The organism is Streptomyces sp. NPDC050548 (genome assembly GCF_044457385.1).
In the GTDB taxonomy this organism is placed as follows: Bacteria; Actinomycetota; Actinomycetes; order Streptomycetales; family Streptomycetaceae; genus Streptomyces.
In genome coordinates, this window is the sequence record NZ_JBITGV010000022.1 from 25,501 (window position 1) to 51,467 (window position 25,967).

Consider the following 25,967-nt stretch of genomic DNA (forward strand, 5'->3'; position numbering starts at 1 on the left):
GGCATTTCAGTTGACCTGAATCCACTTCGCCTCTGACGGCGTGCCCTCCGCGTCCGTCACGAACAGCATGTACCAGCCGGGCGGTACCAACGCCCGGTCGTTCGGTACGTCCACCGTCACCGACTTCCCGTCCTTGACGAGGCCGAGTTCGATGGAGCGCTGCTCGACGTCCGTCGTGTGCGTGACCGAACTCGGCCGCATCAGACGGGCCTTGACGACCCGCTCGGGGTGGTCGGTGCGGAAGGTCGCCCGGTGGTGGCGGTCGAGGGTCTCCGGACCGTCCTGCAGTACGGGCCTGTTGGAGCCGTTCTTGTGCAGCGCGGGCGGGGTGAAGATCTCCATGCGCTGCTCGAAGTGGCCGAGTTTGGTGTTGGCCTGGTCGTCGAAGAGCGGGTCGGAGCCGAAGGTGACGACGCGGCCGTCGGGCAACAGCAGTGCCTCGGAGTGGTAGTTGCGGCCGACCATGGGGGCGGCGGCCTCGCGGAAGGCGTTGCCCTTCGGGTCGTAGAACTGTGCCTTGAAAATGTTGCTGGCGCTGCGGCCCCGGTAGTCGGAGGAGCCGTTGGTGGTGAAGACCGAGTCGTCCGGCATGATCACGCTGTTCAAGTACCGGGTGCCCTGGGGGAGGTTGGGGCCGTCCTTGAAGACGGGGCTGTCCTGCTTCAGGTCGACCACGGCCGTGCGCGGGGTCGACTTCTTGGACTCGCCGACGCCTCCGCCGCCGAGGATCATCACCTTCTGGTCCTGGGCGGGGGGCAGGAGCAGCGAGGACGAGGTCTCGGTCTCGTCGGGGTCGCGCAGGCCCGCCACCGTCGTGAACTTGTTGGTCTTCAGGTCCCAAATCCCCGGCTCACGGCCCTTGTTGGCGGGTCCGTAGCCGGCGTTGGACGCCGGGTAGAAGAGCTTGCCGCCCTTCGTGAGGAAGAGGGCCGGGTAGGTGGGGAAGTAGCGCTTGGGGCCCGGGGTCCACTTCTTGGTCTTCGGGTCGTAGATCTCGTTGTCGCCCTGGTCGATGACGCCGACGTCGTCGAGGCCGGAGACGGCGAGGACACGGCCGTCGTCGAGGCCGACGAGGGTCGGGTACCAGCGGGCCTTGTCCATCGGGTCGACGGCGATGTACCGCTCGGCCTTGGGGTCGAACTCGTAGGCGGCGCGGATGCCTTGGTAGTCCTGCTTGTCCAGGGTGATCTTCTCGGAGAGGCCGTACGTGTTGTTCGCGTCGATGCCCTTGAGGCCGACGATGTCGTACTGGGCCTGGTTCTCGGTGACCGACATCGGGCCCGCCTCAGCGGCCTCGACGAAGACCCGGACCTCGCTCGCGGTGACCTTCGTCTGCCAAGGTTGCATCACACCACGGGCGTTGTACGTGACCTTGAACTCGCGCTTGGCCTTGGGGACGGTGACGTCGAACTTGGTGACGTAGTCGACGCCGGCCGGTGAGCGGAAGACGGTGCCCTTCTTGAGGAACATCGGCTTGTTGGGGTTCTCGTTCTTCACCCGCATGCCGCCGCCGGCCCGCTTGACCTCGCCGTCGAGGAGTTCGTAGCGGGCGGTGCCGCCGGCCACCAGCAGGTTGCCGCTGGGGAGTTGACTGTGGCCGCCGCAGAAGAAGTCGACCGGGGTGGGGATCTTCTTGAAGGTGTTGGCCTTCGGGTCCCACAGGACGGTGTCGAAGGATCCGGCGTTGAACTTCTTCTGCTCGTTGCCGGAGCCCGCGACGATCAGCACCTTGCCGGTGTGCAGCAGCGAGGCGTGGATGGCGTTGGTGCGGTACTCCTTCGGGATGTCGATCTGGTCCCAGGAGCCGTACTTGGCCATGTAGTCGGGCCGCGTGATCTTGTACTCGTGGTACTGCTCGCCGGCGAATTCGAGGGCGGCGGGGGCGTTGAGACCGGCCAGAACGGCGATGCCGCCGATGCCGAGGACGGTCTTCCTGGTCTTCTGGGACGGCTGGTACGCCATGGTCTAGTTGCCCCCTGTCGTGGTGCCGGAGACGGACGGGCCGGCGCCGGTGGTGGCGAGAGCGGGTTCGACGGTGTCGAGGGTGCGCGCGGCGCCGAGCGGCACGTGCCGCTCCCGGCGCTCCTTGACCAGCGAGCCGACCCAAACACCAAGTGGCGCAAGGGAGATGACCATCGCGAGGACGGCCCAGGTGCGCATGGCCGCGTGGGTGTGGTCGAGAACGACGGAGGCGGCCAGCGAGGTCGCCAGGAGGATCGCCCAGAAGAGGTGGATACGGAAGGTCATCACCCGGTCCGGGCTGGCGTCGCCGCCCTTGGGGGTGACGACGAACCGGCTGGGCCGGCGAATCAGCGCCTCGCCGAAGGACTTGAGGTAGATGGGCGCGGACAGCGCCGACATCGCCATACCCGCCAGACCGCCCGACCCCTCCGGCTCGTGCGGGGACACGTTGTGCCGCCGGTTCCAGAGATACAGCCCGATCTGGAGAGCGGCCGCGTCGCTGTAGAGCATCAGCCACACGGACGCGGCGACCTGGGTGCCGGAGGCCCCGAACCACAGGAACAGGACGCAACTCAGGATGCCCAGCAGCCAGTTGACGGCTGTCATCGGGTAGTAGACGAGCATCATCGTGTACGAGAACAGCCGCCCCGGAGGCATCGTGAACGGCGCCTTCCAGTACTGCTTGATCAGCGTCTCGTACGTGCCGCGCGACCACCGCATCTGCTGCGTGAAGAAGTCGGTCCAGGAGGCCGGCCCCTCCCCCACCGCGAGCACGTCCGGGGTGTAGACGGAGCGCCAGTGCGTCCGGGTCAACGGGTTGCGGTGGCGGTGGAGTTCGAAGCCGGTGGCCATGTCCTCGGTGATGGAGTCGTACAGCCCGCCGATCTGTTTGACGGCGGCGATCCGTACGACGTTGTTGGTGCCGACGAACATGGGGGCGCGGTAGCGGTTGCCGGCGCGCTGGATCAACGCGTGGAAGAGGAACTGCTGCGACTCGGCGGCCTTGGTGACGGGGTTGTGGTAGTTCCCGTACACCTGCGGTCCCACGACGAAGGCCACGTCCGGGTCGCGGAAGTAACCCATCATCCGCTCAAGGAAGTTGGGGAGCGGAACGTGGTCGGTGTCGACGGAGGCGAAGAACTCGTAGTCGCCGCCGTGCATCGCGATCCAGGCGTTGTAATTCCCGTGCTTCGTACGGGCCTTGTGGACACCCTTGGGGCGGTTCCACTCGGGAACCCCGTGCCGGGTGAAGTGCCGTACGCCCAACTCGGCGCACAGGGCTTTGGCCTGCTCGTCGTCACCTTCGTCGAGGAGCCACACATCCACGGGCCCGGTGTGGGTGACGTCGACCGCGCCTTCGAGAGTGGCGCGGACCATGGACAGAGGTTCCTTGCCCGGGACGTACGTCGTGAGGAAGGCGACGCGGGTGCCGGGGGCGGGGACGACGGGGACCGGGTCGCGCGCGACCAGCGTGGCGTGGGCGACGGAGGCGACGTTGACGACCATGAACAGCTCGATGAGGCCGATGGCTATCAGCATCGTGATGTCGAGCCCGACCATCCATTCCTGACCGCCCTCGCGCTCCACCCAGTGGGTGGGCCAGACGAGATAGACGAGCAGGGCGGCGGTCAGCACCGGGGCGAGGCTCATCAGGAGGACAGCGCGTATTCGGTGGGGCTCGCGCGAGAGGAGCGAGGTGTACTGCACCTGGTACGACGCACCGGACGGCTCGGTGAGCGGTCCGGCCAGTCGGCTGTAGGTGTCGTAGTCGTAGCCCTCCGGCCGCACAGCGCCCTCCAATGATTGAGGAGTGATCGACGCCCGGGGACCGCTGGAACCGTTGGGTTCCGAAGATCGACCGGGCCGATAACCTCACACAAGTGGAGAATTGAGGGCGTGTCGAACTGGGTGCGTCCAGGTGGGTGGGGGGTTGACCCCGGCGGCGGAACGGGCGGAGTGGCGGCTCCGGGAGAATGCCGCGACGATCAGCACTCCGAAGGGCACCCGCATGCACGACACCGCCGATCTCATCGCCGAGACCTACGCGCTCGGCACCGGACCGTGGACGATGACACCGGTCACCCGGGGCGCGCTCGGCCAGATCTGGAAGCTGTCCGGAGCCGGCACCTCCTGGGCGGTGAAGGAGCTCCTCTTCGGCTGCGACGAGGAACAGGTCCGCCGCGAGGCCGCGTTACGGCAGGCCGCCGAGCGGCTGGGCATCGCGTCGCCGCGGCTCATGCCCGACCGGCAGGGGGCGTACGTCTCCCGCCCCGGCTCCGGCTCCGGCTCCGGCTCCGGCTCCCCAGTCAAGGTGTACGACTGGATCGACGGCACCCCCGCGGACACCTCCGACCCCGACGTCCTGGACTGGTTCGGGCGGACCATGGCCCTGCTGCACCGGGCGGGAGCGGGCGAGACCGAGCCGCCGAGCGGCTGGTACGAGCGGTGCCCGGGGGACGACGAGTGGGCGGCGCTCCACACGGAGGTCCGGCGGGCGGGGATGCCCTGGGCGGACGCGCTGGGACGGTTCATCGGCACCTCCGCACGGGAGCTGGCGCAGTGGGTGACGCCGTCCGGCCCCGGTGACCTGGTGACGTCCCACCTCGATCTGCAGCCCCAGAACGTGCTGGTCGGCGCGGACGGACCCGTCCTCCTCGACTGGGACAACGCCGGATCCGCTTCGGCGGAACGGGAGTTGGCCCGCGCCCTGTTCGTGTGGTCGGGCGGGAACAAGGGGGACGTCGAGGCCGGGGTGCGGGTGGCGCGGGCCTATCGGAGTGCCGGCGGGCCTGCCGTCGTACAGGGGCCGCAGTCGTTCTCGATGCTCTTCGCGACCGCGCTGAACTACGTCCGGGTACAGGCCGAGTGCGCCGTCGACCCGACGGTGACCGCCGCCCAGCGGGAGTTCGCGAGCGGCCAGGTCGTCGCCTCGCTGGGCTGGGTTCCGGACCCGGCGGCCGTCTCGCGGTTGTGCGCGGCGCTGGACGGATGAGGTTCCGGCTAGTCCGCCAGGTGTCGTTCGACCGTCTCCACCTTGGAGGTGAGGCCGTCCGTCACTCCGGGGCGGATGTCCGCCTTGAGGACCACGGAGACGCGCGGGGCGCGTGCTTCCACGGCGGCGACCGCGCGCTTGACGACGTCCATGACCTCGTCCCACTCGCCCTCGACGGACGTGAACATCGCGTCGGTGCGGTTGGGCAGGCCCGACTCGCGGACCACGCGCACGGCGTCGGCGACGTACTCGCCGACGTCCTCGCCGACACCCAGCGGTGTCACGGAAAAGGCGACGATCATGCCTTCACGGCCCCTTCCTGCTCCTGGCGGGCGCGGGAGGCGATGACCGCGTCCTCGGACTCGCGCCTGAGCTTGCGCTCGGCGAAGAAGCCGCCGGTGGGCAGCACCGAGAGGACGAAGTAGAGGGCGGCCGTCTTCGGGCCCCACTTCGTACGGTTCCAGGCGTCGGCCCAGAAGAGGACGTAGAGGATGAAGAGGACACCGTGGACCATGCCCATGACGGGCACCGCGTTGAAGTCCGTGGTCCGCTTCAGCACCGAGCAGACGAGCAGCAGGAGGAAGGACACGGCCTCGGGGGCCGACACCAGGCGGAGGCGGCGGATTGCGGTGGCGGTCTTGATGTCCACGGGTCACCTTCGGTGAGGGAGACGTCCACAGCTTGTGAACGCGAGCACAAACGTTCACCCATTGTGGCAAACGGCGGAGCGGGCCGAGACTGGGGGTCCGTCGCCGATGCCCCGGGAGTGTCCGTGCAGTTCGTTTTCTTCATGACGTTGCCCGGACTGGTGGTCCTGCTGACGCTGCTCGCCTTCCTCGACCAGCTGCTTCTGAAGGCCGGGCGGGCCGGGATGCTGCCCTGGCGGAACGCCGGGCGGCAGGGGCAGATCTCCGCGACCGGCTTCGAGCAGCTGCACGCGAGCCTGTCGCCGGGCAAGCAGACCGAGTTGAAGGAACGGCAGAGCGCGCTGGCGATGCGGGACGACGAGGAGGACGGGGACCCGCCGTGGTCGACGGTCGACCTGCGGGCGGGCACGGCGGTCATCCGGCTGAACGCGCCCCGCGACACGCCATAGGTCTCCCTTAGGGGGCAGGTCAGGGTCGTTCTCCACCCACGGGCCCTGTCCGCGACCGTGCCCCTGCGGTTACCTTCGCACCGTGGCGATGTTTCGACTCCAGGGCAGCAAGGTGCTCGCCGTCGACATGACCGGGGACGCCGTGAAGGCGAAGAACGGCTCGATGGTCGCGTACGACGGGCAGATGGCCTTCAAGAAGATGAGCGGCGGCGGTGAGGGCATCCGGGGGATGGTCACCCGGCGGCTCACCGGTGAGCAGATGACGGTGATGGAGGTGAGGGGGCAGGGCACCTGCTGGTTCGCGGACCGGGCCTCCGAGATCAACCTCGTGAATCTCCAGGGCGACAAGCTGTACGTCGAGTCGAGCAACCTGCTCGCGACCGACGCGGGGTTGCGTACCGGCACGACCTTCACCGGTCTGCGCGGCGCCTCGCAGGGCAACGGGCTGTTCACGACGACCGTCGAGGGGCACGGCCAGGCGGCGATCATGTCGGACGGCCCGGCGGTGGTGCTGCGCGTCAGCCGGCAGTACCCGCTGACCGTCGACCCCGGCGCGTACATCGCGCACCAGGGGAACCTGCAGCAGTCCTTCCAGTCCGGTGTGACCTTCCGCACCTTCTTCGGGGAGGGCGGCGGCGAGGCCTTCCAGATCCGCTTCGAGGGCGACGGACTCGTCTACGTCCAGCCCAGCGAGCGGAACACGATCGCGGGGGACGTGTGACATGACGTTCACGGAGATCAACTCGAAGATGATCCAGGCCACCGTCATGCCGGGTCAGCGGCTGTACAGCCAGCGCGGCGCGATGCTCGCCTACAAGGGCGACGTCTCCTTCACCCCGAACATCCAGGGCGGCCAGGGCGGCGTCATGTCGATGCTCGGCCGCCGCGTCGCCAATGAAGCCACTCCCCTGATGACCGTCGAGGGCAGCGGCACCGTGATGTTCGGTCACGGCGGCCACCACATCCAGATCATCCGTCTCACCGGAGACACCCTGTACGTGGAGGCCGACCGCCTCCTCGCCTTCGAGGGCACCCTCCGGCAGGGCACGATGTTCATGGGCTCGCAGGGCGGCGTCATGGGCATGGTCCGCGGCCAGGTCACCGGCCAGGGCCTGTTCACGACCACGCTCCAGGGACAGGGCGCGGTCGCCGTGATGGCCCACGGCGGGGTCTTCGAGGTGCCGATCACCCCCGGCAGACCCGTCCATGTCGACCCGCAGGCCTACGTCGCCCACCACGGCGACGTCCGCAACAAGCTGTCCACGGCGCTCGGTTGGCGCGACATGGTGGGCCGGGGCTCCGGCGAGGCGTTCCAGCTGGAGCTGAGCGGCAGCGGCGCGGTGTACGTCCAGGCGTCGGAGGAGAAACTGTGAGCCAGTACGCGGGGTCCGGCCCCACGGTCTACGACCCGATGACCCTGCCGGTCGACGACAACGTCAACAAGTACACCTTCTGCGTGGAGCTCAAGGGGAGCCAGTGGTTCCTGCAGAAGGGGAAGATGATCGCCTACTACGGCTCGATGGAGTTCAACGGCATCGGGCACGGGCGACTCGACCGGCTTGTCCGTACGTCCTTCCATTCGCCTCTGCACGCGAGCGACTGGGTCGTGGCGGACGGCTCGGGCAAGATGCTGCTCGCCGACCGGGCCTTCGACGTCAACGCGTACGACCTCGAAGACGCCAACATGACCATTCGCTCGGGCAACCTGCTCGCTTTTCAGCCAAGTCTCGCTCTCAAGCAGTCGATTGTTCCCGGCTTTCTGACACTCATCGGAACCGGAAAGATCGTGGCCGCCTCCAGCGGCCCGGTGGTGTTCATGGAACCCCCGATCCGGGTCGACCCGCAGGCGCTCGTCGGCTGGGCCGACTGCCCCTCCCCCTGCCACCACTACGACCACGCCTACATGACCGGCCTGATGGGCGGTCTACGTGCGATGACGGGCATCGGCGGGGCCTCCGGGGAGGAGCACCAGTTCGAGTTCGTGGGGGCGGGCACGGTACTGCTCCAGTCCTCGGAGAATCTGATGCCCGAGCAGGCCACAGGGGTTGTGCCGCCCGAGCCGGGGGTACCGGGCGGGGGCGGGGTTCGCACAGGCCCCTCACAGCAAGCGGGCGCACCGCGCCTTCCCGGACAGCTGGGGGATCTCCAGCGTCGCTTCGGGCTGTGAGCGGTAGTCTGCGGAGTGTGACGTCGAACGTGTGCGCGCCGTCACGCCACCCTCACTAGTTCGCCTTTCAACATTTTAGGTAGACTTCATTCATGGAGACCGAGACGGCCACGCGCTGGCTGACCGATGAGGAGCAGTGCGCCTGGCGCACCCACCTGGAGGTCAACAGGCTGCTGACGTACCAACTCGAAAAGGACCTGCAGCCGTTCGGCCTGACGATGAACGACTACGAGATCCTGGTGAACCTCTCCGAGGCGGAGGACAAACGGCTGCGGATGAGCGACCTCGCCGCCGCCACGCTCCAGTCCAAGAGCCGCCTCTCGCACCAGATCACCCGCATGGAGAACGCGGACCTGGTGCGCCGGGAGAACTGCGAGTCGGACCGCCGGGGCCTGTACGCGGTGCTCACCGAACACGGCCTGGAGACGATGCAGAAGGTCGCGCCCCATCACGTGGCATCGGTACGACGACACTTCATCGACCTCGTGACCCCGGAGGGCCTGTCGGAACTCGACAAAACCCTGAAGCCGATCGCGGAACACCTGCGGGGGCAGCGGGGGCGTCCGTAACGGCAACTGACAGACGGGCGGCCGGAGTTCAAACAGAACTCCGGCCGCCCTGTCATCTCCGGTCGCTACAGCGCGCCCCTTAGGGGCGCGGGGAACTGCGCGACCAGCCACAACGAACCGGCAGACAAGACACAACCCCCGCAGCCCCCGCCACCACCCCGGCGAGCACAAAACAAACCCCCACCGGAACCCGCCCGACCAGCAGCCCCGTCACCACCGATCCCCCCGAACTCCCCGCGTTCACCGCCATGTTGACCCACGCCCCCGCCTGCGTCCGCACCTCCGGCGCAGCCACCTCGTCGGCCAGCAGATACGCGGTGGTCAGCGCCGGCGCGACAAAGAACCCCGCGCACGCCACCGCCACGGTGAGTGACCACACCCCCGCCGCCAGCCCGGCCGCGGCCAGTGCCAGCCCCAGACCCAGCGCCGACAACGCCAGCCGTACCCGCGCGGCCCGACGCCAGTCGACCGCACCGTTCAGCAGGCCACCGACCGCACTGCCCGCCGACAGCGCGGCCAGCACCCAGGGCACGACACCGTCGCCGTACCCCCGTTGTTCGGCGAAGGCCATCACCAGCAGGTAGACGGCGCTCAGCGCGAGCCCCATCCCGGCGGCCACGACGACCGGGCCGAGCAGCCCGCGGACCCGGGCGAGCCGCAGCCCCCGCCCGGCACCCGCCGGAACGCGTACTCCGGCCGGCGCCGGTGACGTGACGAAGGCGAACGTCCCCGCGCCGATCAGCACCGCGCTGAGCAGGACCCCGGCGGCCGGCGGGGCGAAGGTCATCAGCGCGCCGATCGCCAACGGGCCGACGACGTACAGGAGTTCCTCGGCGACGCCGTCGAGGCTGTACGCGCGCTGCAACAGCCCCTGGTCGCCGACCAGTTCGGCCCACACGGAGCGCATGGTGGGGCCAAGTGGGGGCGCGCACATGCCGGTCAGCGCAGCCACCGTGCCCAGCACCACCTCCGGTGTCCCGGGGCGCCAGGTCACCGCCGCGAGGACGCACAGGAGGGTGCCGTAGAGCAGGGCCATGGGGAGCAGGGCGCGGCGGGGACCGTGTCGGTCGACCAGGGCCGCGCGCAGGGGCAGCAGCAGGACGGTCGCGGTGCCGAAGACGGCCATGACCGTGCCGGCCGCGGCGTACGAGCCGGTGGAGTGGACGACCGCGAGCAGCACGGCCGGGGAGACGGTGCCGTAGGAGAGGCGGCCGACGAGGGTCGCGGTGAACGTGCGGCGCGCGTACGGGACTTGGAGTACGGCGGCGTACGAAGGGCACGCCGGAGTCGGCGTGCGAGAAGGCGCGGACATGCGAATGTTCCTCAACTGGAGGCATGGGAAAGGGACGCCGGTGTGTTCGGCGTGCCCTATGCCATGAGGAGGAACATGTGGGTCAACGTAGCAGCGGGGCAAGGACGTCGACCAGCGTATTAACCCGCCGTGATGCCCGCGATCAGTTCGTCCGCCGCGCGGTACGCGTCCAACTCCCCTGCCACGACCCGCTCCGCGAGCGCGCCGACGCGGCGGTCTCCGTGCAGGTCTCCGATGCGGGCGCGCAGGGCCGTGACCGCGATCGTCTCGATCTCACGGGCCGCCCGGGCCGCCCGGCGTTCCGCGAGAACGCCGTGTTCCTCCATCCACGCCCGGTGCTTCTCCAACGCCTCCACCACCTCGTCGATGCCCTCCGCGCGGGAGGCGACCGTCTTGACGATCGGGGGGCGCCAGTCGCCGGGGCCGCGGGACTCGCCGAGGCCGAGCATGTGGTTCAGCTCGCGGGCGGTCGCGTCGGCGCCGTCCCGGTCGGCCTTGTTGACGACGTAGACGTCGCCGATCTCCAGGATCCCGGCCTTGGCCGCCTGGATGCCGTCGCCCATGCCGGGGGCCAGCAGGACGACGGAGGTGTCCGCCTGGGAGGCGATCTCCACCTCCGACTGGCCCACCCCGACCGTCTCCACCAGGATCACCTCGCAGCCCGCCGCGTCGAGGACGCGGATCGCCTGCGGGGCGGACCAGGCGAGGCCGCCGAGGTGGCCGCGGGTGGCCATCGAGCGGATGTAGACGCCGGGGTCGGAGGAGTGGTCCGACATGCGGACCCGGTCGCCGAGCAGGGCGCCGCCCGAGAACGGCGAGGACGGGTCGACGGCCAGGACGCCGACCCGTCTGCCCTGCTTGCGGTACGCCGTGACGAGCGCGGAGGTGGACGTCGACTTGCCGACGCCCGGCGATCCCGTGAGGCCGACGACATACGCCCCGCCGGTCAGCGGTGCGAGGGCCGCCATGACCTCCCTGAGCTGGGGGGACGCCCCCTCCACCAGGGAGATCAGCCGGGCCACGGCCCGCGGCCGGCCTTCCCTGGCCTGGGCCACCAGCGAGGCGACGTCCTGCATCACGGCTCCGTTCCTAGAGATGTACGAGCTGCTCAGGCCTTGGGTACCCGCACGATCAGCGCGTCACCCTGACCGCCGCCGCCGCACAGTGCCGCCGCGCCCACACCGCCGCCGCGCCGCTTCAGCTCCAGGGCCAGGTGCAGCACCAGGCGGGCGCCCGACATGCCGATGGGGTGGCCCAGGGCGATGGCCCCGCCGTTGACGTTCACCTTTTCCGTGGACACCCCGAGGTCCTTCATTGACTGGACCGCGACGGCGGCGAAGGCCTCGTTGATCTCGATCAGGTCGAGGCTCTCGACCTCCAGGCCCTCCTTCTTCAGGGCGTGCAGGATCGCGTTGGAGGGCTGCGACTGGAGCGAGTTGTCGGGTCCCGCCACATTGCCGTGGGCGCCGATCTCGGCGATCCACTCCAGGCCCAGCTCCTGCGCCTTGGTCTTGCTCATCACGACCACGGCCGCGGCGCCGTCCGAGATCTGCGAGGAGGTGCCGGCGGTGATCGTGCCGTCCTTGGTGAACGCGGGGCGCAGCTTGCCGAGCGATTCGGCCGTGGTCTCGGCGCGGATGCCCTCGTCCTTGCTGAAGACGACGGGCTCGCCCTTGCGCTGCGGGATCTCGATCGGGGTGATCTCGGCCTCGAAGACGCCGTTCTGCTGGGCGGCGGCGGCCCGCTGGTGGGACAGGGCGGCGATCTCGTCCTGCTCGGGGCGCGCGATGCCGAGCCGCGTGTTGTGCTTCTCCGTCGACTCGCCCATCGCGATGTTCTCGAAGGCGTCGGTCAGGCCGTCGTAGGCCATCGCGTCGAGCATCTCGATCGCGCCGTACTTGTATCCCTCACGGGACTTGGGGAGCAGGTGGGGGGCGTTGGTCATGGACTCCTGGCCGCCCGCGACGACGATCTCGAACTCACCTGCACGGATGAGCTGGTCGGCGAGCGCGATGGCGTCGAGGCCCGAGAGGCACACCTTGTTGATGGTGAGCGCCGGGACGCTCATCGGGATGCCCGCCTTGACGGCGGCCTGGCGTGCCGGGATCTGCCCTGCCCCGGCCTGGAGCACCTGGCCCATGATCACGTACTGCACCTGGTCGCCACCGATACCCGCACGGTCGAGGGCGGCCTTGATCGCGAAGCCGCCGAGGTCGGCTCCGGAGAAGGACTTCAGGGAGCCCAGCAACCGTCCCATGGGCGTCCGGGCGCCCGCGACGATCACCGAGGTCGTGCTGTTCGTTCCAGACATGAGGTGCGATCCCCTTCCAGCGTGTTTCAGCTGAGGAGTGAACGAGGGTTTACTTGAAATGTACTGAGCGGTAGACCACCCCGTCATCGGGCCGTCGGTGTGATCGCGCGCACGTTGCGTAACCACCCGGTGAGCGCTGCACTACATACATGCTGACGCGAATCGACCACATCGGGATCGCCTGCTTCGACCTCGACACCACAGTCGAGTTCTACCGGGCCACGTACGGCTTCGAGGTGTTCCACTCCGAGGTCAACGAGGAACAGGGCGTGCGCGAGGCCATGTTGAAGATCAACAACACGGACGACGGCGGCGCCTCCTACCTCCAGCTCCTCGAACCCACCCGCGAGGACTCCGCCGTGGGAAAGTGGCTGGCGAAGAACGGGGAGGGGGTTCACCACATCGCCTTCGGCACGGCCGACGTCGACACGGACTCCGAGGACATCCGCGGGAAGGGCGTACGCGTTCTGTACGAGGAGCCGCGACGCGGCTCCATGGGGTCACGGATCACGTTCCTGCACCCGAAGGATTGCCATGGCGTACTGACAGAACTGGTCACTTCGGCGCCTGTTGAGTCACCTGAGCACTGACCCTCGTACATATGGGCCGGTAGGGTTGGGGTCGGTCGTCGCTCGCAACCAGGGCAACGGCATGCCGGGGTCCGGTTTCGGGGGGCGAGCGTCAGGGCAGCAGCTCGGGCTCCGCCGTTGATCTGACACCATTCCCCGGGAGCACCGTCCGTTGGATGGACGGCGCTCGTTGGAGTAAACCGCGACCAGGGGACGGATGGGACCGCGCAGTGCGGGGCTACGAACGCCAGGAGCGAGAGCCGGCGGCTGACGTCGACCACCTCTCTCGGTTCGAGGCCGAGATGGAGCGGCTGAAGACCGAGCGGGAAAAGGCGATCCAGCATGCCGAGGACCTCGGCTACCAGGTCGAGGTGTTGCGCGCCAAGCTCCACGAGGCGCGCCGCACCCTCATGTCCCGCCCGGCATACGAGGGCGGCGACATCGGCTACCAGGCCGAGCAGATGCTCCGTAATGCCCAGATCCAGGCCGACCAGCTGCGCCAGGACGCCGAGCGGGAGCTGAGCCAGGCCCGCGCGCAGACCCAGCGCATCCTCCAGGAACACGCGGAGAACGCCGCCCGCCTCCAGGCGGAACTGCACCAGGAGGCCGTGACCCGGCGCCAGCAGCTCGACCAGGAGCTGGGCGAACGCCGGCAGACCGTCGAGTCGCACGTCAACGAGAACGTGGCGTGGGCCGAGCAGCTGCGCGCCCGCTCCGAGGCACAGGCCCGCCGGCTCGTCGAGGAGTCCCGCGCCGAGGCCGAGCAGGCGCTGGCCGCCGCCCGCGCCGAGGCCGAGCGGGTCGCCGCCGAGGCCCGCCAGCGGCTGGAGATGGACGCCGAGGCCGCCCGCTCGGAGGCCGAGGCACTTCTGCGGCGCGCCCGCACGGACGCCGAACGCCTGCTGAACGCGGCCTCCAGCCAGGCCCAGGAAGCCACCGACCACGCCGAACAGCTGCGCAGCTCCACGGTCAACGAGTCGGACTCCGCCCGCCGGCAGGCCACCGAGATGAGCCGGGCCGCCGAGACGCGCATGGCGGAGGCCGAAACCTCACTGCGGGAAGCGCGTCTGGAGGCCGAGAAGGTCCTCACCGAGGCCAAGGAGGCCGCGGCCAAGGCCCTCGCGAGCGCCGAGTCCGCCAACGAGCAGCGCACCCGGACCGCGAAGGAACAGGTCGCCCGGCTCGTCACCGAGGCCACCAAAGAGGCCGAGACCACCAAGGCCGACGCCGATCAGATCGTCGCCGACGCCCTGGCCAAGGCCGAGAAGATCGTCGCGGAGGCCGAGGAGAACGCCCGCAGCCTCACCGCCGAGGAGACCGCCTCCCAGCTCGCCAAGGCCGCCCGCACCGCCGAGGACGTCCTCGACAAGGCGTCCGAGGACGCCAAGAACACCACGAAGGCCGCCACCGAGGAGGCCGAGCGGATCCGCTCCGAGGCGGAGGCCGAGGCCGACCGGCTGCGCGCCCAGGCGCACGACATCGCCGAACAGCTCAAGGGCACGGCCAAGGACGACACCAAGGAGTACCGGGCCAAGACGGTCGAGCTGCAGGAAGAAGCGCGTCGGCTGCGCGGCGAGGCCGAGCAGCTGCGCGCCGACGCGGTCGGCGAGGGCGAGCGCATCCGCGCCGAGGCCCGCCGCGAGGCCGTCCAGCAGATCGAGGAGGCGGCCAGGACCGCCGAGGAGCTGCTGTCCAAGGCCCGGGCCGACGCCGACGAGCTGCGCCAGACCGCCACCACGGACAGCGAGAAGGTCCGCACCGAGGCCATCGAGCGCGCCACCACCCTGCGCCGGCAGGCCGAGGAGACCCTCGACCGCACCCGCAAGGAGGCCGAGCGGCACCGCGCGGAGGTCATCGAGCAGTCCGAGGGCATCAAGGCGGACGCCGAACAGGCCGCGCGCGATCTGCGCGACGAGACCGAGCGGGCCATAGAGGCACGCCGCGAGGAGGCCGCCGAGAGCCTGACGCGGCTGCACACCGAGACCGAGGAGCGGCTCGCCGCGGCCGAACAGGCCCTGACCGACGCCCGCGAGGAGGCCGAGCGGATCCGCCGCGAGGCCGCCGAGGAGACGGAACGCCTGCGCGGCGAGGCCGCCGACCGCATCCGCTCCCTCCAGGCGCAGGCCGAGGCGGAGGCCGACCGGCTGCGCAACGAGGCCGCCGGCGACGCGTCCGCCTCTCGCGCCGAGGGCGAGGCCATCGCCGTACGACTGCGGTCCGAGGCCGCGGCCGAGGCCGAGCGGCTCAAGACCGAGGCGCAGGACACCGCCGACCGGGTCCGCGCGGAGGCGCAGGCCGCCGCCGAGCGCCTCGCCATCGAGGCCTCGGAGACGCTGGCCGCCGCCCAGGAGGAGGCCGTACGGCGTCGTCGTGAGGCCGAGGAGCTGCTCGGGTCGGCCCGTGAGGAGGCCGGGCAGGAGCGCGAGCGGGCCCGCGAGCAGAGCGAGGAGCTGCTGGCCTCGGCGCGCAACCGCGTCGAGGAGGCGCAGTCCGAGGCGCTGCGGCTGGTCGAGGAGGCCGACCGGCGCGCCACCGAGATGGTGTCGGGCGCCGAGCAGCACGCGCAGCAGGTGCGGGAGTCCGTCGCCGGGCTGCACGAGCAGGCCCAGGAGGACATCCAGGGCATCAGGTCGGCCGCCGAGCACGTGGCGGACCGCACCCGGCGCGAGGCGCAGGAGGAGGCGGACCGGGTCCGCGCCGACGCCTACAGCGAGCGGGAGCGGGCCACCGAGGACGCCAACCGCATCCGGCGCGTGGCCGGCGAGGAGACGGACGCCGCGAAGGCGCTCGCGGAGCGCACGGTCGCTGAGGCGATCGCGGAGGCCGAGCGGATGCGTTCGGAGGCCGCCGAGCACCTCCAGCGGGGGCGCACGGAGGCGGCGGACGCGATCGCGCAGGCCGACCAGGACGCGGCGCGGGCCCGCGCGGACGCCCGCGAGGACGCCAACCGGATCCGTTCGGACGCGGCGACGCAGGCCGACACCCTCATCACCGAGGTGACGGCGGAGGCGGAGCGGCTCCAGACGGAGACGGCCAACGAGGCCGAGCGGGTGCGCGCGGAGGCCGTGGCCAAGGCGGAGAAGCTGATCTCGGACGCGACCGGGGACGCGGAGCGGCTGCGCGCCGAGGCCGCCGAGACGGTCGGTGCCGCGCAGCTGCACGCCGAGCGGACCCGGGCGGAGGCCGCGCGGCTGCGGGCGGACGCGAAGGCGGAGGCCGAGCGGGTCACCACGGCGGCGCGCGAGGAGTCCGAGCGGACGCTGGACGAGGCCCGCAAGGAGGCCAACAAACGCCGGTCGGACGTCGCCGAGCAGGTCGACACGCTCATCACGGAGACCGCGGCGGAGGCCGACAAGCTCCTCAGCGAGGCGCAGCAGCAGGCACAGAAGACGACGGCGGACGCCGAGGCACAGGCCGACTCCATGGTCGGCGCGGCCCGCGCCGAGGCCGACCGGCTGGTGTCCGAGGGCACGGTCGAGGGCAACTCCCGGGTGGAGCAGGCCCGTACGGACGCGGACGAGCTGCTGGTCGGCGCGCGCCGGGACGCCACCGCCATAAGGGAGCGGGCCGAGGAGCTGCGCGACCGCATCACGAGCGAGATCGAGAGTCTGCACGAGCGGGCCCGCCGTGAGTCCGCGGAGACGATGAGGTCGGCCGGCGACCGCTGCGACGCGCTCATCAAGGCGGCCGAGGAGCAGCTCGGCAAGGCTCAGATGAAGGCCAAGGAGCTGGTCTCGGAGGCCAACTCCGAGGCGGGCAAGGTCCGTATCGCCGCGGTGAAGAAGGCGGAGGGTCTCCTCAAGGAGGCCGAGCAGAAGAAGGCCACGCTCATCCGTGAGGCCGAGGACCTGAAGGCGGAGGCGATCCGCGAGGCCCGGCGCACGGTGGAGGAGGGCAAGCGCGAACTCGACGTGCTGGTCCGCCGCCGCGAGGACATCAATGCCGAAATCTCCCGTGTCCAGGACGTCCTTGAGGCGTTGGAGTCTTTTGAGGCCCCGGCCGCGGCCAAGGACGGCGCGGTCAAGGCCGGCGCCGCCGCGGGCGCAACTCGTTCGGGTGGCAAGTCGGTTGAGGGCTGACGAAGCTTAAGAACCTGCTGTGAGGTTCGGGCGTTCTGGGGCCTTTGACCCGGTCTTTGGCAAGCGGTCGGACGGTTAGCCACTCAAAAGGGGTGTCATTCTCCAGATCAAACACGCATCCGCTCGATGACACACCGCTTCGGCCCCTAGGATTCCACCTATCACCTCACCGGTCTCATTCGACAGGAACCCCATGAGCGACACTTCCCCCTACGGCTTCGAGCTTGTGCGGCGTGGGTACGACCGCGCTCAGGTGGACGAACGCATCTCGAAGCTCGTCTCCGACCGTGACAGCGCTCTGGCTCGTATCACTGCTCTTGAAAAGCGCATCGAGGAGCTCCACCTCGAAACGCAGAACGCCGCGGCCCAGGTAAGCGACGCCGAGCCGTCGTACGCCGGCCTCGGCGCGCGGGTCGAGAAGATCCTCCGCCTCGCCGAGGAAGAGGCCAAGGATCTGCGCGAGGAGGCCCGGCGCGCGGCCGAGCAGCACCGCGAACTCGCGGAGTCCGCTGCCCAGCAGGTCCGCAACGACGCAGAATCGTTCGCTGCGGAGCGCAAGGCCAAGGCGGAGGACGAGGGCGTCCGGATCGTCGAGAAGGCCAAGAGCGACTCCGCGCAGCTGCGTGGCGAGGCCCAGAAGGACGCCCAGCAGAAGCGCGAGGAGGCCGACGCCCTCTTCGAGGAGACCCGCGCCAAGGCCGCGCAGGCCGCCGCCGACTTCGAGACGAACCTCGCCAAGCGCCGCGAGCAGTCCGAGCGGGACCTGGCGTCGCGTCAGCAGAAGGCGGAGAAGCGTCTCGCGGAGATCGAGCACCGCGCGGAGCAGCTCCGTCTTGAGGCGGAGAAGCTGCGTACGGACGCCGAGCGCCGCGCCCGGCAGACGGTGGAGACGGCTCAGCGCCAGGCCGAGGACATCGTGGCCGACGCGAACGCCAAGGCCGACCGCATCCGTTCGGAGTCCGAGCGCGAGCTGGCCGCCCTCACCAACCGCCGCGACAGCATCAACGCGCAGCTGACGAACGTGCGCGAGATGCTCGCCACGCTCACCGGCGCCGCGGTGGCCGCCGCGAGCTCGCCGGTCGAGGACGAGCCCATCTCCCGTGGGGTTCCGGCTCAGCAGTCCCGGTAGTTCGTACGGCTGAGGCCCGCATTCCCTCCGGGGGTGCGGGCCTCAGCCGTACCCACGCAGCAACGGCAGATACACATCGTCGACGATCTCCACGAGCGTGGAATCGACGACCGGTTCATGCGAGATGACCATCTCGTAACGCAAGAGCTGGGCGGGGACGGTGACGGCCCGCCGGGAAAGCTCGGCGGTGGGGATCTCCCCCCGCAGCACGGCCCGCTGAAGCATGGGCAGCAGGATGTCGTAAACGATCCCGAACACCTTCGGATCCAGGTCGGGCGCCTCCGCGAGCAGCCCCCGGATGACGTCGGACCCGATCTCCCGCTGCCGCGCGACCATCATCCGCAGAAGGGTCAGTACGTCCTCACGCAGCTCCCCGGTGTCGGGGATCCGGCCGGCGACGGTGCCGGTGCGATGGGACATGGCGGCTTTCACGAGTTCGGCGCGGTTGGGCCAGCGCCGGTAGAGAACCTGCTTACCGGTACGGGCACGGACGGCAACGCCCTCCATGGTGAGCCGGGCGTAGCCGACCGCGGCCAGCTCCTCCCATACGGCGTCCAGGATGTCGGCCTCCAGCGCGGCCCCGCGCCGCCGCGTCTGCTCTCCGGTCATCACCGGCACCTTCCACCCAGGAGACCTTGCGTCTCTTATCGCAGCCAGCCTATCGTGGACGCAATAAGAGACGCACCGTCTCTAAGGGGGACCACCTTGCCTGCCACCACAGTCCACCGCACCGAACGCCTCGACCCCGCCGTCCGCAAACTCGCCGGCATCCTCGTCCTGGGCGCCCTCGCCCCACTCCTCGACAGCACGATCGTCTCCATAGCCCTGCACACCCTGGGCCACGACTTGGGCGCCTCAACAACGAGCCTGCAATGGGTCAGTACGGCCTACCTCCTGGCCCTCGCCACGGTCGTCCCGATCTCCGGCTGGGCGGTCGAGCGCTACGACTCCCGCCACGTCTGGCTGGGCGCGCTCACCCTCTTCCTGACCGGATCCATCCTCTGCGCCCTCGCCTGGAACATCGGCTCACTGATCGCTTTCCGGGTCCTCCAGGGCATAGGCGGCGGCCTGCTGCTGCCCGTCCTCCAGACCCTGGTGATGCGCGCCGCCGGAGGCCGCAGCCTAGGCCGCCTGATGGGGGCGATCACCCTGCCCGCCATGGTCGTACCGATCCTCGGCCCGGTCCTCGGCGGCCTGATCGTCGGCCACCTCAGCTGGCGCTGGATCTTCTACGTCAACCTGCCCGTCTGCCTTCTGGCCCTGGCCCTGGCCTGGCGCGGAGTCCCGAAGGACACCCCCAGCCCCGGCCACCACCTGGACCTGACCGGCCTCCTGCTCCTCTCCCCCGGCCTCGCCACCCTGGTCTACGGCCTGTCCGAGACCGGCACGGCCCGCGCGACCGCGATCCCGGTCGGCCTCGTACTGACAGCCCTGTTCACCCGCCACGCACTCCGTGCCCGCGCCCCCCTCGTAGACCTCCGCCTGTTCAAGAACCGCACCTTCGCCCTCTCCTCCCTCCTGACGTTCCTGAACGGGCTGGCCCTCTTCGGCGGGATGTTCCTGCTCCCCCTCTACTACCAACAGGTGCGCGGCGAGGGCGTGATCGCGACCGGACTGCTGCTGGCACCGCAGGGTCTGGGCAGCCTGCTGGCCCGGGCCACCGGACCACTCACCGACCGCCTCGGACCCCGCCCGGTCGTCGTGTCAGGCATGCTCCTCTGCGCGCTCGGCACCCTCCCCTTCCTCTTCCCGCACCCCGGCGCCGTCCTGCTCGCGCTCGCCCTGGTGGTGCGCGGACTCGGGGTGAGCGCGGCCAACATGGCGGTCATGGTGGGCGCCTACCAGGGTCTGGACCGGGCCCACATCCCGCACGCGAGCACCAGCATCCGGATCGTGCAGCAGCTGGGCGGCGGCGTCGGCACCGTAGTACTGGCGACGATCCTCGCGCACGGCCACGGCACTCCGGCGTTCCCGCACGCGTTCGCCTGGGCGACGGCGTTCACGGTTGTTGCCTGCGCCGTCGGACTCTGTTTGCCCGTCCGGGTGGCATCAGCCCAACAGCGGTCCTAACGTGGCCGCATGATCGAGGTTGAGGGGCTGACAAAGCGGTACGGCGAGAAGGTGGCGGTGAACAACCTCACCTTCGCCGTCCGGCCCGGAATCGTCACGGGCTTCCTCGGCCCGAACGGCGCCGGCAAGTCGACGACCATGCGCATGATGCTCGGTCTCGACCGGCCGACCGCCGGTGACGTACGCATCGACGGCCGGCACTACGACCAGCTCAAGGACCCGCTGACGTACATCGGCGCCCTCCTCGACGCCAAGGCCATGCACGGCGGCCGCAGCGCCTTCAACCATCTCCTGTGCCTGGCACAGAGCAACGGCATCCCGAACAGCCGGGTACACGAGGTGCTCGACACCGTCGGACTGACGACCGTGGCCAAGAAGAAGGCCAAAGGCTTCTCCCTCGGCATGGGCCAGCGGCTGGGCATCGCGGGCGCACTCCTCGGCGACCCACGCATCCTCATGTTCGACGAGCCGGTCAACGGCCTCGACCCCGAGGGCATCCACTGGATCCGCAACCTGATGAAGTCCCTGGCCGCGCAAGGCCGTACGGTCTTCGTGTCTTCCCACCTGATGAGCGAGATGGCGCTGACGGCCGATCACCTCGTCGTCATCGGCCAGGGCCGCCTCCTCGCGGACACCTCCATGGCCGACTTCATCCAGCAGAACTCGCGGTCGTACGTACGGATCCGCACCCCGAACCGCGAGCGGCTGCTGGACGTACTCCACCAGGCCGGGATCACCGTCGTCGAATCGGGCAACGGGACCCTTGAGGTGGACGGCGGCAAGTCCGAGCAGATCGGCGAGCTGGCGGCGCAGCACCAGCTCGTGCTGCACGAGCTGAGTCCCCAACAGGCCTCCCTGGAGGAGGCGTTCATGCAGCTGACCGCGGAGTCGGTGGAGTACCACGCACATTCCGATGCACCACTCCCCGTCGCACCTGCCGAGCAACAGCAGAGCTGGGGCGACGGCTGGAGGAAGGACTGACATGGCGGCGACCCAGGTCATCCGTTCGGAGTGGACGAAGATCCGCTCGGTGGCATCGACAATCTGGACTCTGTCCCTCGCCCTGGTGGTGACGATCGGGCTCGGCATGCTGATCTCGGCACTGTCGAAGAACCAGTTCGACGACATGAGCGCCAAGGACAAACTCTCCTTCGACCCGACCTTCATCAGCTTCGCCGGGATGAGCCTCGGCCAGCTGGCCATGATCGTGTTCGGGGTCCTGGTCGTATCGAACGAGTACAGCACCGGCATGATCCGCACGTCCCTCGCGGCCGTCCCCCAGCGCGGCACCTTCCTCTTCGGCAAGATCGCGGTGGCCACCGGGCTCTGCCTCCTCGTCGGCCTGGTGACCAGCTTCGTCACGTTCTTCCTGGGCCAGGCGATGCTCGGCTCCCACAAGGCGGAGATCGGCGACTCCGGCGTGCTGCGCGCGGTGATCGGCGGCGGCCTCTACATGACCCTGATCGCGATGTTCTCCATGGGCGTCGCCTCGATGCTGCGCTCACCGATGCTGTCGCTGGGCATCCTGATGCCGTTCTTCTTCCTGATCTCCAACATCCTCGGCAACGTCTCCGCGACGAAGAAGATCGGCCAGTACCTCCCCGACCAGGCCGGCAGCAAGATCATGCAGGTGGTCACCCCGGTCGACGACTCCGCACCGTACGGCCCCTGGGGCGGCTTCGGAATCATGGCCCTGTGGGTGGCCGCGGCCCTGCTAGGCGCGTACGTCCTGCTGAAGCGACGGGACGCGTAGGGCCCCCTTCGAGCGCACGGGAGCGGGGCGTGGCGGTACGGCGAGCCCCCGACACCCCCACCGCCTCCACCGCCTCCACCCAAGGCCACGGCTTTACTTTCTCTTGAGCGGAACCGTCAGCGCCCCGATATCCTCCTAACCCTTACGGGGGCGTGTGCCCTGCTGTCCTGATCCTTTCGATGGGTGCGGAGCATGATCGAGGCTGTCGGCCTGACCAAGCGCTACGGCGACAAGACCGCCGTGTACAACCTTTCCTTCCAGGTGCGGCCCGGTGCCGTCACCGGCTTCCTCGGGCCCAACGGCTCGGGCAAGTCGACGACGATGCGCATGATCCTCGGCCTGGACAACCCCACGTCCGGACAGGTGACGATCGGCGGCTTCCCCTACCGCAGGCTCCCCAACGCCCCCCGTCAGGTCGGTGCCCTGCTCGACGCCAAGGCCGTGCACGGCGGCCGCAGCGCCCGCAGCCATCTGCTGAGCCTGGCCCAACTGTCGGGCATCCCGGCCCGGCGCGTCGACGAGGTGCTCGGGGTCGTGGGCCTCCAGGACGTGGCGAGAAAGCGCTCCAAGGGCTTCTCACTCGGCATGGGCCAAAGACTCGGCATCGCCGCCGCACTCCTCGGCGACCCCCAGGTCCTGCTCTTCGACGAGCCGGTCAACGGCCTCGACCCCGAGGGCATCCTCTGGGTCCGCAACCTGATGAAGGCGCTCGCGGCGGAGGGCCGTACCGTCTTCGTCTCCTCGCACCTGATGAGCGAGATGGCGCTGACCGCGGACCACCTCATCGTGATCGGACGCGGCCAGCTCCTCTCCGACATGAGCGTCCGGGACTTCATCTCGGCCAACTCCGCCGACTTCGCCCGCGTACGCACACCCGACACCGAACCCCAGCTCCGCGAGAAGCTGACCTCCGCGCTGACCGAGGCGGGCGGCCACGTCCTGCCCGAGCAGGACGGCGGCCTGCGCGTCACGGGCCTGCCACTCCCCCGCATCAGCGACATCGCACACGACACGGACGTACGACTGTGGGAGCTGTCCCCGCATCAGGCCTCGCTGGAGGAGGCGTACATGCGGATGACGCAGGGGGCCGTCGACTACCGCTCGACGACCGACCAGAAGGCCGGTCTGATGCAGCCGCTGCCGCCGGGCGTGCAGCCGCCGATGCCGGTGCCGGGGCAGGGCCAGCCGGGCTGGTACGCGCCACCGTCACCGGCGCAGGGCGGCCGGCCCTTCACCATGGGACAGCCGACGAACCCGTACGCCGCTCCTGCGGCGCCCGGCGGAGGCGTACCGGGCCCGTACACCACTCCGCCCCCCACGCCCCCGCAGACGCCGACACAGGCACCTCAAGCCCCGGCCGCCGCTCCCACCCCCGCGGAGCCCACTCCCACTCCCACTCCCGACCTGACCAAGCCCGAGGACGCCCGATGAGTACGCCCCAGCTCCCGATGCCGCCGGCCGCCGCGCCCAACTGGCAGGCGGCGAACGGCCCTTCGTACGGCGGTTACACCTCACCGATCCCCGTGGTGCGCACGCATCTCGGGCATGCGCTGGCCTCCGAGTGGACGAAGATCAAGTCGGTCCGTTCGACGATCTGGACGCTCGGGGTGTTCATCGTCCTCGTGCTCGGCATCGGACTGCTCGCCGCCGTCGTGGTCAGCAACTCCTCGTCCGAGATGAACGGCGAGAACCCGCTCTCCCTGGGCTTCTTCGGACTGCTGCTCGGCCTCATGTGCATCATCACGCTCGGCGTGCTGACCACGGCCTCCGAGTACGGCACCGGCATGATCCGCACGACGATGACGGCGTGCCCGAGCCGGGCCCGCGTGCTCGCGGCGAAGTCGATCGTGTTCTTCGCGGTCGCGTTCGTGGTGACGCTGGTGACCACGTCGTTCATCGCCTTCGTGGACGCCTCGCTGCTGGCGAACAACGGCGCGAAGGACCCGTCCGCCGGCGAGTGGCTGAAGGGGACCGTCGGGGTCTCCCTCTACGTCGCGCTGCTCGGGCTGCTCTCGCTGATCGTCGGCTCGATCATCCGGCACTCGGCGGGCGCGATCACCATCATGATCGGCGCGGTGCTCGCCCCGCTGGTCGTCGCCCTGTTCATGTTCTCGCAGTCCCTGGAGAACGTACGGCAGGCCCTGTTCGAGTACTCGATCCCGAACCAGCTGAGCGTCTTCTACTCCAACTCCCTCAGCGAGTCCGGCCCTTCGGGCTGGGACCCGCTGTGGATCATCCTGGGGGTGACGGCCGTCGCGTTCGCGGGCGCCGTCGCGCTGCTGGAGCAGCGGGACGTGTGACCAGTACCACGTTGGCCGTTTCCTAGAACCTCGGCGCGTTCCTGGACCGCTGCACCCGTGTGGTGCGGCGGTCCTTCGCGTTCCAGCACGCCTTGTGCCAGTGCCGCCGGTCGTCGACGCCCGCGTGCTCCGGCCAGGCCACGACATGCGGGACGCCGGAGGGAATCTGCTGGTCGCAGCCGGGGCAGCGGTACGTCTTGCCCTCGGCGCTGGCCCCGGCGACATGGCGCACGCTCCACTCCTCGCCCTGCCAGTGTTCCGTGGACTGCCAGCCGCCGTAGCGGCCCGAGCGGTCCTCGTCGGCACTCCGGCCGGAGGAACCGGACTCCTTGGGTCGGTTGCGACGCGGGGACACAGAACACCTCACGGGGCTATACAGGAGGCACGGGCTGTGTCCAGCGTACGTGCCTCACGCGGGGGTACGCGAAGCGCATCAACCCACACAAGTCCCCCTCAGGGCCGCACATTCTGCAGACAATCCGCAAATCTCTCCGCCAGGCCGTGTCCTAGGCACGTGTCGGGCGGTTATGCCCGGTGGGGGAGCTCCGTGTCGGAGCCGAGGAAGCAGGAAGAACCATGCGCGTCGGAAGTTTTGTGTTGGCGGCCCAGTTCCCGGGGCAGGGCCAGGGGGAGGCCCTGCACCGTGCGGTCCGCTCGGTGGAGGTCGCCGAGGAAGCCGGTCTCGACACGGCCTGGCTGGCCGAACACCACTTCGTGCCCTACGGCACCTGCCCGTCCGCGGTCACCCTGGCCGCGTTACTGCTGGGCCGCACCCAGCGCATCCGCGTCGGCACCGCGGTCAGTGTGCTGCCCACCGTCCACCCGGTCGCCCTCGGCGAGCAGGCCGCGCTGCTGCATGTGACGAGCGGCGGGCGCTTCTCGCTGGGAGTGGGCCGCGGCGGACCGTGGGTCGACCTGGAGGTGTTCGGCGCGGGCCTGAACGCGTACGAACAGGGATTCCCGGAATCGCTCGATCTGCTGATGCGCTGGCTGCGCGAACCCTCGGTGGCGGGCACCGGTGACCGCTACGCGTTCCGTGAAGTCCCCGTCGTACCAAGGCCGTCGGAGGCGCTGTCGGACGCGCCGGGCCCCGAGGTCGTCGTCGCCTGCACCTCGCCCGCGAGCGTGCGGCTGGCGGCCGAGCGGGGCCTGCCGATGCTGCTCGGCATGCATGTCGGGGACGAGGAGAAGGCCGAGATGGTCGCCCTGTGGCGGCAGTTGGCGCGGGCGGCCGGGCGGCCGGCGGAGGAGATCCGGGACGCGGCCCATGTGTCGGCCGGGGTCTGCCAGATCGCGGACAGGCGGGCCGACGCCGTGGAGGCGCTCGTGAAGGCGATGCCGGGCTGGCTGAAGCAGGGGCTGGACGCCCATGTGACGGTGGACGACCGCCAACGCTCGATGCGCGACCCGCTGGCGTACACCGAACTCCTCTGCGGGCTGCACCCGGTGGGCACCCCGCGGCTGTGCGTGGACCGGCTCGCGGCGACCTCGGAACGGACCGGCATCTCCCGCTTCGCGCTGCTCGTCGAGGGCTCCGGGGACCTGGCGTCGACCGAGGAGAACGTACGGCGGCTGGGTGCCGAGGTGCTCCCGCACCTCGGCTGAGCACGTGCGGGGAGCTTGCCGCCCCAGTACAGAAAGCACCTCCCGCGTACGGA

At 69.8% G+C, this 25,967-nt stretch carries 24 protein-coding genes; 15 read left to right on the forward strand and 9 right to left on the reverse strand.

Annotated elements, in window-relative coordinates:
• Positions 1 to 6: 6 nt before the first annotated feature.
• Entirely contained in the window at positions 7 to 1,962 is a 1,956-nt protein-coding gene (locus ACIBJH_RS40890) for a galactose oxidase-like domain-containing protein (protein WP_399122020.1), read from the reverse strand.
• Between the two features lie 3 nt (positions 1,963 to 1,965).
• A complete protein-coding gene (locus ACIBJH_RS40895) occupies positions 1,966 to 3,750 on the reverse strand; it encodes a glycosyltransferase family 2 protein (protein WP_399122021.1) in 1,785 nt (594 codons plus the stop codon).
• Positions 3,751 to 3,970: 220 nt separating this feature from the next.
• On the opposite strand from ACIBJH_RS40895, the gene ACIBJH_RS40900 reads away from it, so the two are divergent.
• Complete coding sequence (locus ACIBJH_RS40900; RefSeq protein WP_399122022.1) at positions 3,971 to 4,954, forward strand: phosphotransferase enzyme family protein; 984 nt, start codon at positions 3,971 to 3,973, stop codon at positions 4,952 to 4,954.
• An 8-nt stretch (positions 4,955 to 4,962) separates the two neighbouring features.
• On the opposite strand, the gene ACIBJH_RS40905 is transcribed toward ACIBJH_RS40900, so the two are convergent.
• Both ACIBJH_RS40905 and ACIBJH_RS40910 read right to left on the reverse strand, forming a co-directional pair.
• Positions 4,963 to 5,256, reverse strand: a complete 294-nt coding sequence (locus tag ACIBJH_RS40905; protein WP_399122023.1) for an MTH1187 family thiamine-binding protein — start codon at positions 5,254 to 5,256, stop codon at positions 4,963 to 4,965.
• A complete protein-coding gene (locus ACIBJH_RS40910; protein WP_381244939.1) occupies positions 5,253 to 5,603 on the reverse strand; it encodes a DUF3817 domain-containing protein in 351 nt (116 codons plus the stop codon). The genes ACIBJH_RS40905 and ACIBJH_RS40910 overlap by 4 nt, the downstream gene beginning before the upstream one ends.
• Before the next feature lie 123 nt (positions 5,604 to 5,726).
• On the opposite strand from ACIBJH_RS40910, the gene ACIBJH_RS40915 reads away from it, so the two are divergent.
• The 5 genes from ACIBJH_RS40915 (at position 5,727) to ACIBJH_RS40935 (ending at position 8,786) form a co-directional block, all read left to right on the forward strand.
• Positions 5,727 to 6,050 carry a DUF6191 domain-containing protein gene (locus ACIBJH_RS40915; protein WP_399122024.1) on the forward strand — a complete coding sequence of 108 codons (324 nt, stop codon included), beginning with the start codon at positions 5,727 to 5,729 and terminating at the stop codon, positions 6,048 to 6,050.
• Positions 6,051 to 6,138: 88 nt separating this feature from the next.
• Complete coding sequence (locus ACIBJH_RS40920) at positions 6,139 to 6,771, forward strand: AIM24 family protein (RefSeq protein ID WP_399122135.1); 633 nt, start codon at positions 6,139 to 6,141, stop codon at positions 6,769 to 6,771.
• Position 6,772: 1 nt separating this feature from the next.
• The gene (locus ACIBJH_RS40925) at positions 6,773 to 7,423 is read left to right on the forward strand and encodes an AIM24 family protein (RefSeq protein ID WP_399122025.1); all 651 of its coding nucleotides are present in this window, start codon (positions 6,773 to 6,775) and stop codon (positions 7,421 to 7,423) included.
• Positions 7,420 to 8,217, forward strand: coding sequence for an AIM24 family protein (locus ACIBJH_RS40930; protein WP_399122026.1), 798 nt, complete (start codon positions 7,420 to 7,422; stop codon positions 8,215 to 8,217). The genes ACIBJH_RS40925 and ACIBJH_RS40930 overlap by 4 nt, the downstream gene beginning before the upstream one ends.
• 92 nt (positions 8,218 to 8,309) lie before the next feature.
• The gene (locus tag ACIBJH_RS40935; protein WP_019073149.1) at positions 8,310 to 8,786 is read left to right on the forward strand and encodes a MarR family winged helix-turn-helix transcriptional regulator; all 477 of its coding nucleotides are present in this window, start codon (positions 8,310 to 8,312) and stop codon (positions 8,784 to 8,786) included.
• A 79-nt stretch (positions 8,787 to 8,865) separates the two neighbouring features.
• Here ACIBJH_RS40935 and ACIBJH_RS40940 read toward each other — a convergent pair whose 3' ends face one another.
• The 3 genes from ACIBJH_RS40940 to ACIBJH_RS40950 form a co-directional block, all read right to left on the reverse strand.
• Positions 8,866 to 10,098, reverse strand: a complete 1,233-nt coding sequence (locus ACIBJH_RS40940; protein WP_399122027.1) for an MFS transporter — start codon at positions 10,096 to 10,098, stop codon at positions 8,866 to 8,868.
• 119 nt (positions 10,099 to 10,217) lie between these two features.
• A complete protein-coding gene (gene meaB / locus ACIBJH_RS40945) occupies positions 10,218 to 11,174 on the reverse strand; it encodes a methylmalonyl Co-A mutase-associated GTPase MeaB (RefSeq protein ID WP_399122028.1) in 957 nt (318 codons plus the stop codon).
• Between the two features lie 32 nt (positions 11,175 to 11,206).
• On the reverse strand, positions 11,207 to 12,409 hold the full coding sequence (locus tag ACIBJH_RS40950) for an acetyl-CoA C-acetyltransferase (RefSeq protein ID WP_399122029.1): 1,203 nt from the start codon (positions 12,407 to 12,409) through the stop codon (positions 11,207 to 11,209).
• Positions 12,410 to 12,558: 149 nt separating this feature from the next.
• Between ACIBJH_RS40950 and mce the strand changes: the two genes are divergently transcribed.
• The 3 genes from mce to ACIBJH_RS40965 all read left to right on the forward strand — a co-directional run bounded on the left by mce (position 12,559) and on the right by ACIBJH_RS40965 (position 18,186).
• Positions 12,559 to 12,999, forward strand: a complete 441-nt coding sequence (gene mce, locus ACIBJH_RS40955) for a methylmalonyl-CoA epimerase (RefSeq protein WP_019073152.1) — start codon at positions 12,559 to 12,561, stop codon at positions 12,997 to 12,999.
• Between the two features lie 209 nt (positions 13,000 to 13,208).
• Positions 13,209 to 17,057 carry a polarized growth protein Scy gene (gene scy / locus ACIBJH_RS40960; protein ID WP_399122031.1) on the forward strand — a complete coding sequence of 1,283 codons (3,849 nt, stop codon included), beginning with the start codon at positions 13,209 to 13,211 and terminating at the stop codon, positions 17,055 to 17,057.
• A gap of 193 nt (positions 17,058 to 17,250) precedes the next feature.
• Positions 17,251 to 18,186, forward strand: a complete 936-nt coding sequence (locus tag ACIBJH_RS40965) for a cellulose-binding protein (RefSeq protein WP_019060749.1) — start codon at positions 17,251 to 17,253, stop codon at positions 18,184 to 18,186.
• Positions 18,187 to 18,228: 42 nt separating this feature from the next.
• Here ACIBJH_RS40965 and ACIBJH_RS40970 read toward each other — a convergent pair whose 3' ends face one another.
• Positions 18,229 to 18,795, reverse strand: a complete 567-nt coding sequence (locus ACIBJH_RS40970; protein WP_399122032.1) for a TetR/AcrR family transcriptional regulator — start codon at positions 18,793 to 18,795, stop codon at positions 18,229 to 18,231.
• Positions 18,796 to 18,891: 96 nt separating this feature from the next.
• Between ACIBJH_RS40970 and ACIBJH_RS40975 the strand changes: the two genes are divergently transcribed.
• The 5 genes from ACIBJH_RS40975 to ACIBJH_RS40995 all read left to right on the forward strand — a co-directional run bounded on the left by ACIBJH_RS40975 (position 18,892) and on the right by ACIBJH_RS40995 (position 24,309).
• Positions 18,892 to 20,256 (forward strand): MDR family MFS transporter, encoded by a 1,365-nt coding sequence (locus ACIBJH_RS40975; protein ID WP_399122033.1) that lies wholly within the window; start codon positions 18,892 to 18,894, stop codon positions 20,254 to 20,256.
• A 9-nt stretch (positions 20,257 to 20,265) separates the two neighbouring features.
• The gene (locus ACIBJH_RS40980; RefSeq protein WP_399122034.1) at positions 20,266 to 21,237 is read left to right on the forward strand and encodes an ABC transporter ATP-binding protein; all 972 of its coding nucleotides are present in this window, start codon (positions 20,266 to 20,268) and stop codon (positions 21,235 to 21,237) included.
• Position 21,238: 1 nt separating this feature from the next.
• Positions 21,239 to 22,009: an ABC transporter permease gene (locus tag ACIBJH_RS40985; RefSeq protein ID WP_399122035.1), complete on the forward strand. Its 771-nt coding sequence runs from the start codon at positions 21,239 to 21,241 to the stop codon at positions 22,007 to 22,009.
• 192 nt (positions 22,010 to 22,201) lie between these two features.
• Positions 22,202 to 23,440: an ATP-binding cassette domain-containing protein gene (locus tag ACIBJH_RS40990; protein WP_399122037.1), complete on the forward strand. Its 1,239-nt coding sequence runs from the start codon at positions 22,202 to 22,204 to the stop codon at positions 23,438 to 23,440.
• Positions 23,437 to 24,309 (forward strand): ABC transporter permease, encoded by an 873-nt coding sequence (locus tag ACIBJH_RS40995; protein ID WP_399122039.1) that lies wholly within the window; start codon positions 23,437 to 23,439, stop codon positions 24,307 to 24,309. The genes ACIBJH_RS40990 and ACIBJH_RS40995 overlap by 4 nt, the downstream gene beginning before the upstream one ends.
• A 22-nt stretch (positions 24,310 to 24,331) precedes the next feature.
• Here the strand turns inward: ACIBJH_RS40995 and ACIBJH_RS41000 are convergent, their stop codons facing one another.
• Complete coding sequence (locus tag ACIBJH_RS41000; RefSeq protein ID WP_399122040.1) at positions 24,332 to 24,664, reverse strand: ATP/GTP-binding protein; 333 nt, start codon at positions 24,662 to 24,664, stop codon at positions 24,332 to 24,334.
• Between the two features lie 221 nt (positions 24,665 to 24,885).
• On the opposite strand from ACIBJH_RS41000, the gene ACIBJH_RS41005 reads away from it, so the two are divergent.
• Complete coding sequence (locus ACIBJH_RS41005) at positions 24,886 to 25,914, forward strand: LLM class flavin-dependent oxidoreductase (RefSeq protein WP_399122042.1); 1,029 nt, start codon at positions 24,886 to 24,888, stop codon at positions 25,912 to 25,914.
• Positions 25,915 to 25,967: the final 53 nt, after the last annotated feature.

What these genes read in the sequence shown, in the direction of transcription:
- ACIBJH_RS40890 (WP_399122020.1), bottom strand. Translation starts at nt 1,962, where the DNA reads ATGGCGTACCAGCCGTCCCAGAAGACCAGGAAGACCGTCCTCGGCATC.
- ACIBJH_RS40900 (WP_399122022.1), top strand. Translation starts at nt 3,971, where the DNA reads ATGCACGACACCGCCGATCTCATCGCCGAGACCTACGCGCTCGGCACC.
- ACIBJH_RS40905 (WP_399122023.1), bottom strand. Translation starts at nt 5,256, where the DNA reads ATGATCGTCGCCTTTTCCGTGACACCGCTGGGTGTCGGCGAGGACGTC.
- ACIBJH_RS40920 (WP_399122135.1), top strand. Translation starts at nt 6,139, where the DNA reads ATGTTTCGACTCCAGGGCAGCAAGGTGCTCGCCGTCGACATGACCGGG.
- ACIBJH_RS40925 (WP_399122025.1), top strand. Translation starts at nt 6,773, where the DNA reads ATGACGTTCACGGAGATCAACTCGAAGATGATCCAGGCCACCGTCATG.
- ACIBJH_RS40935 (WP_019073149.1), top strand. Translation starts at nt 8,310, where the DNA reads ATGGAGACCGAGACGGCCACGCGCTGGCTGACCGATGAGGAGCAGTGC.
- ACIBJH_RS40940 (WP_399122027.1), bottom strand. Translation starts at nt 10,098, where the DNA reads ATGTCCGCGCCTTCTCGCACGCCGACTCCGGCGTGCCCTTCGTACGCC.
- meaB (WP_399122028.1), bottom strand. Translation starts at nt 11,174, where the DNA reads ATGCAGGACGTCGCCTCGCTGGTGGCCCAGGCCAGGGAAGGCCGGCCG.
- ACIBJH_RS40950 (WP_399122029.1), bottom strand. Translation starts at nt 12,409, where the DNA reads ATGTCTGGAACGAACAGCACGACCTCGGTGATCGTCGCGGGCGCCCGG.
- mce (WP_019073152.1), top strand. Translation starts at nt 12,559, where the DNA reads ATGCTGACGCGAATCGACCACATCGGGATCGCCTGCTTCGACCTCGAC.
- ACIBJH_RS40965 (WP_019060749.1), top strand. Translation starts at nt 17,251, where the DNA reads ATGAGCGACACTTCCCCCTACGGCTTCGAGCTTGTGCGGCGTGGGTAC.
- ACIBJH_RS40970 (WP_399122032.1), bottom strand. Translation starts at nt 18,795, where the DNA reads ATGACCGGAGAGCAGACGCGGCGGCGCGGGGCCGCGCTGGAGGCCGAC.
- ACIBJH_RS40980 (WP_399122034.1), top strand. Translation starts at nt 20,266, where the DNA reads ATGATCGAGGTTGAGGGGCTGACAAAGCGGTACGGCGAGAAGGTGGCG.
- ACIBJH_RS40985 (WP_399122035.1), top strand. Translation starts at nt 21,239, where the DNA reads ATGGCGGCGACCCAGGTCATCCGTTCGGAGTGGACGAAGATCCGCTCG.
- ACIBJH_RS40990 (WP_399122037.1), top strand. Translation starts at nt 22,202, where the DNA reads ATGATCGAGGCTGTCGGCCTGACCAAGCGCTACGGCGACAAGACCGCC.
- ACIBJH_RS40995 (WP_399122039.1), top strand. Translation starts at nt 23,437, where the DNA reads ATGAGTACGCCCCAGCTCCCGATGCCGCCGGCCGCCGCGCCCAACTGG.
- ACIBJH_RS41005 (WP_399122042.1), top strand. Translation starts at nt 24,886, where the DNA reads ATGCGCGTCGGAAGTTTTGTGTTGGCGGCCCAGTTCCCGGGGCAGGGC.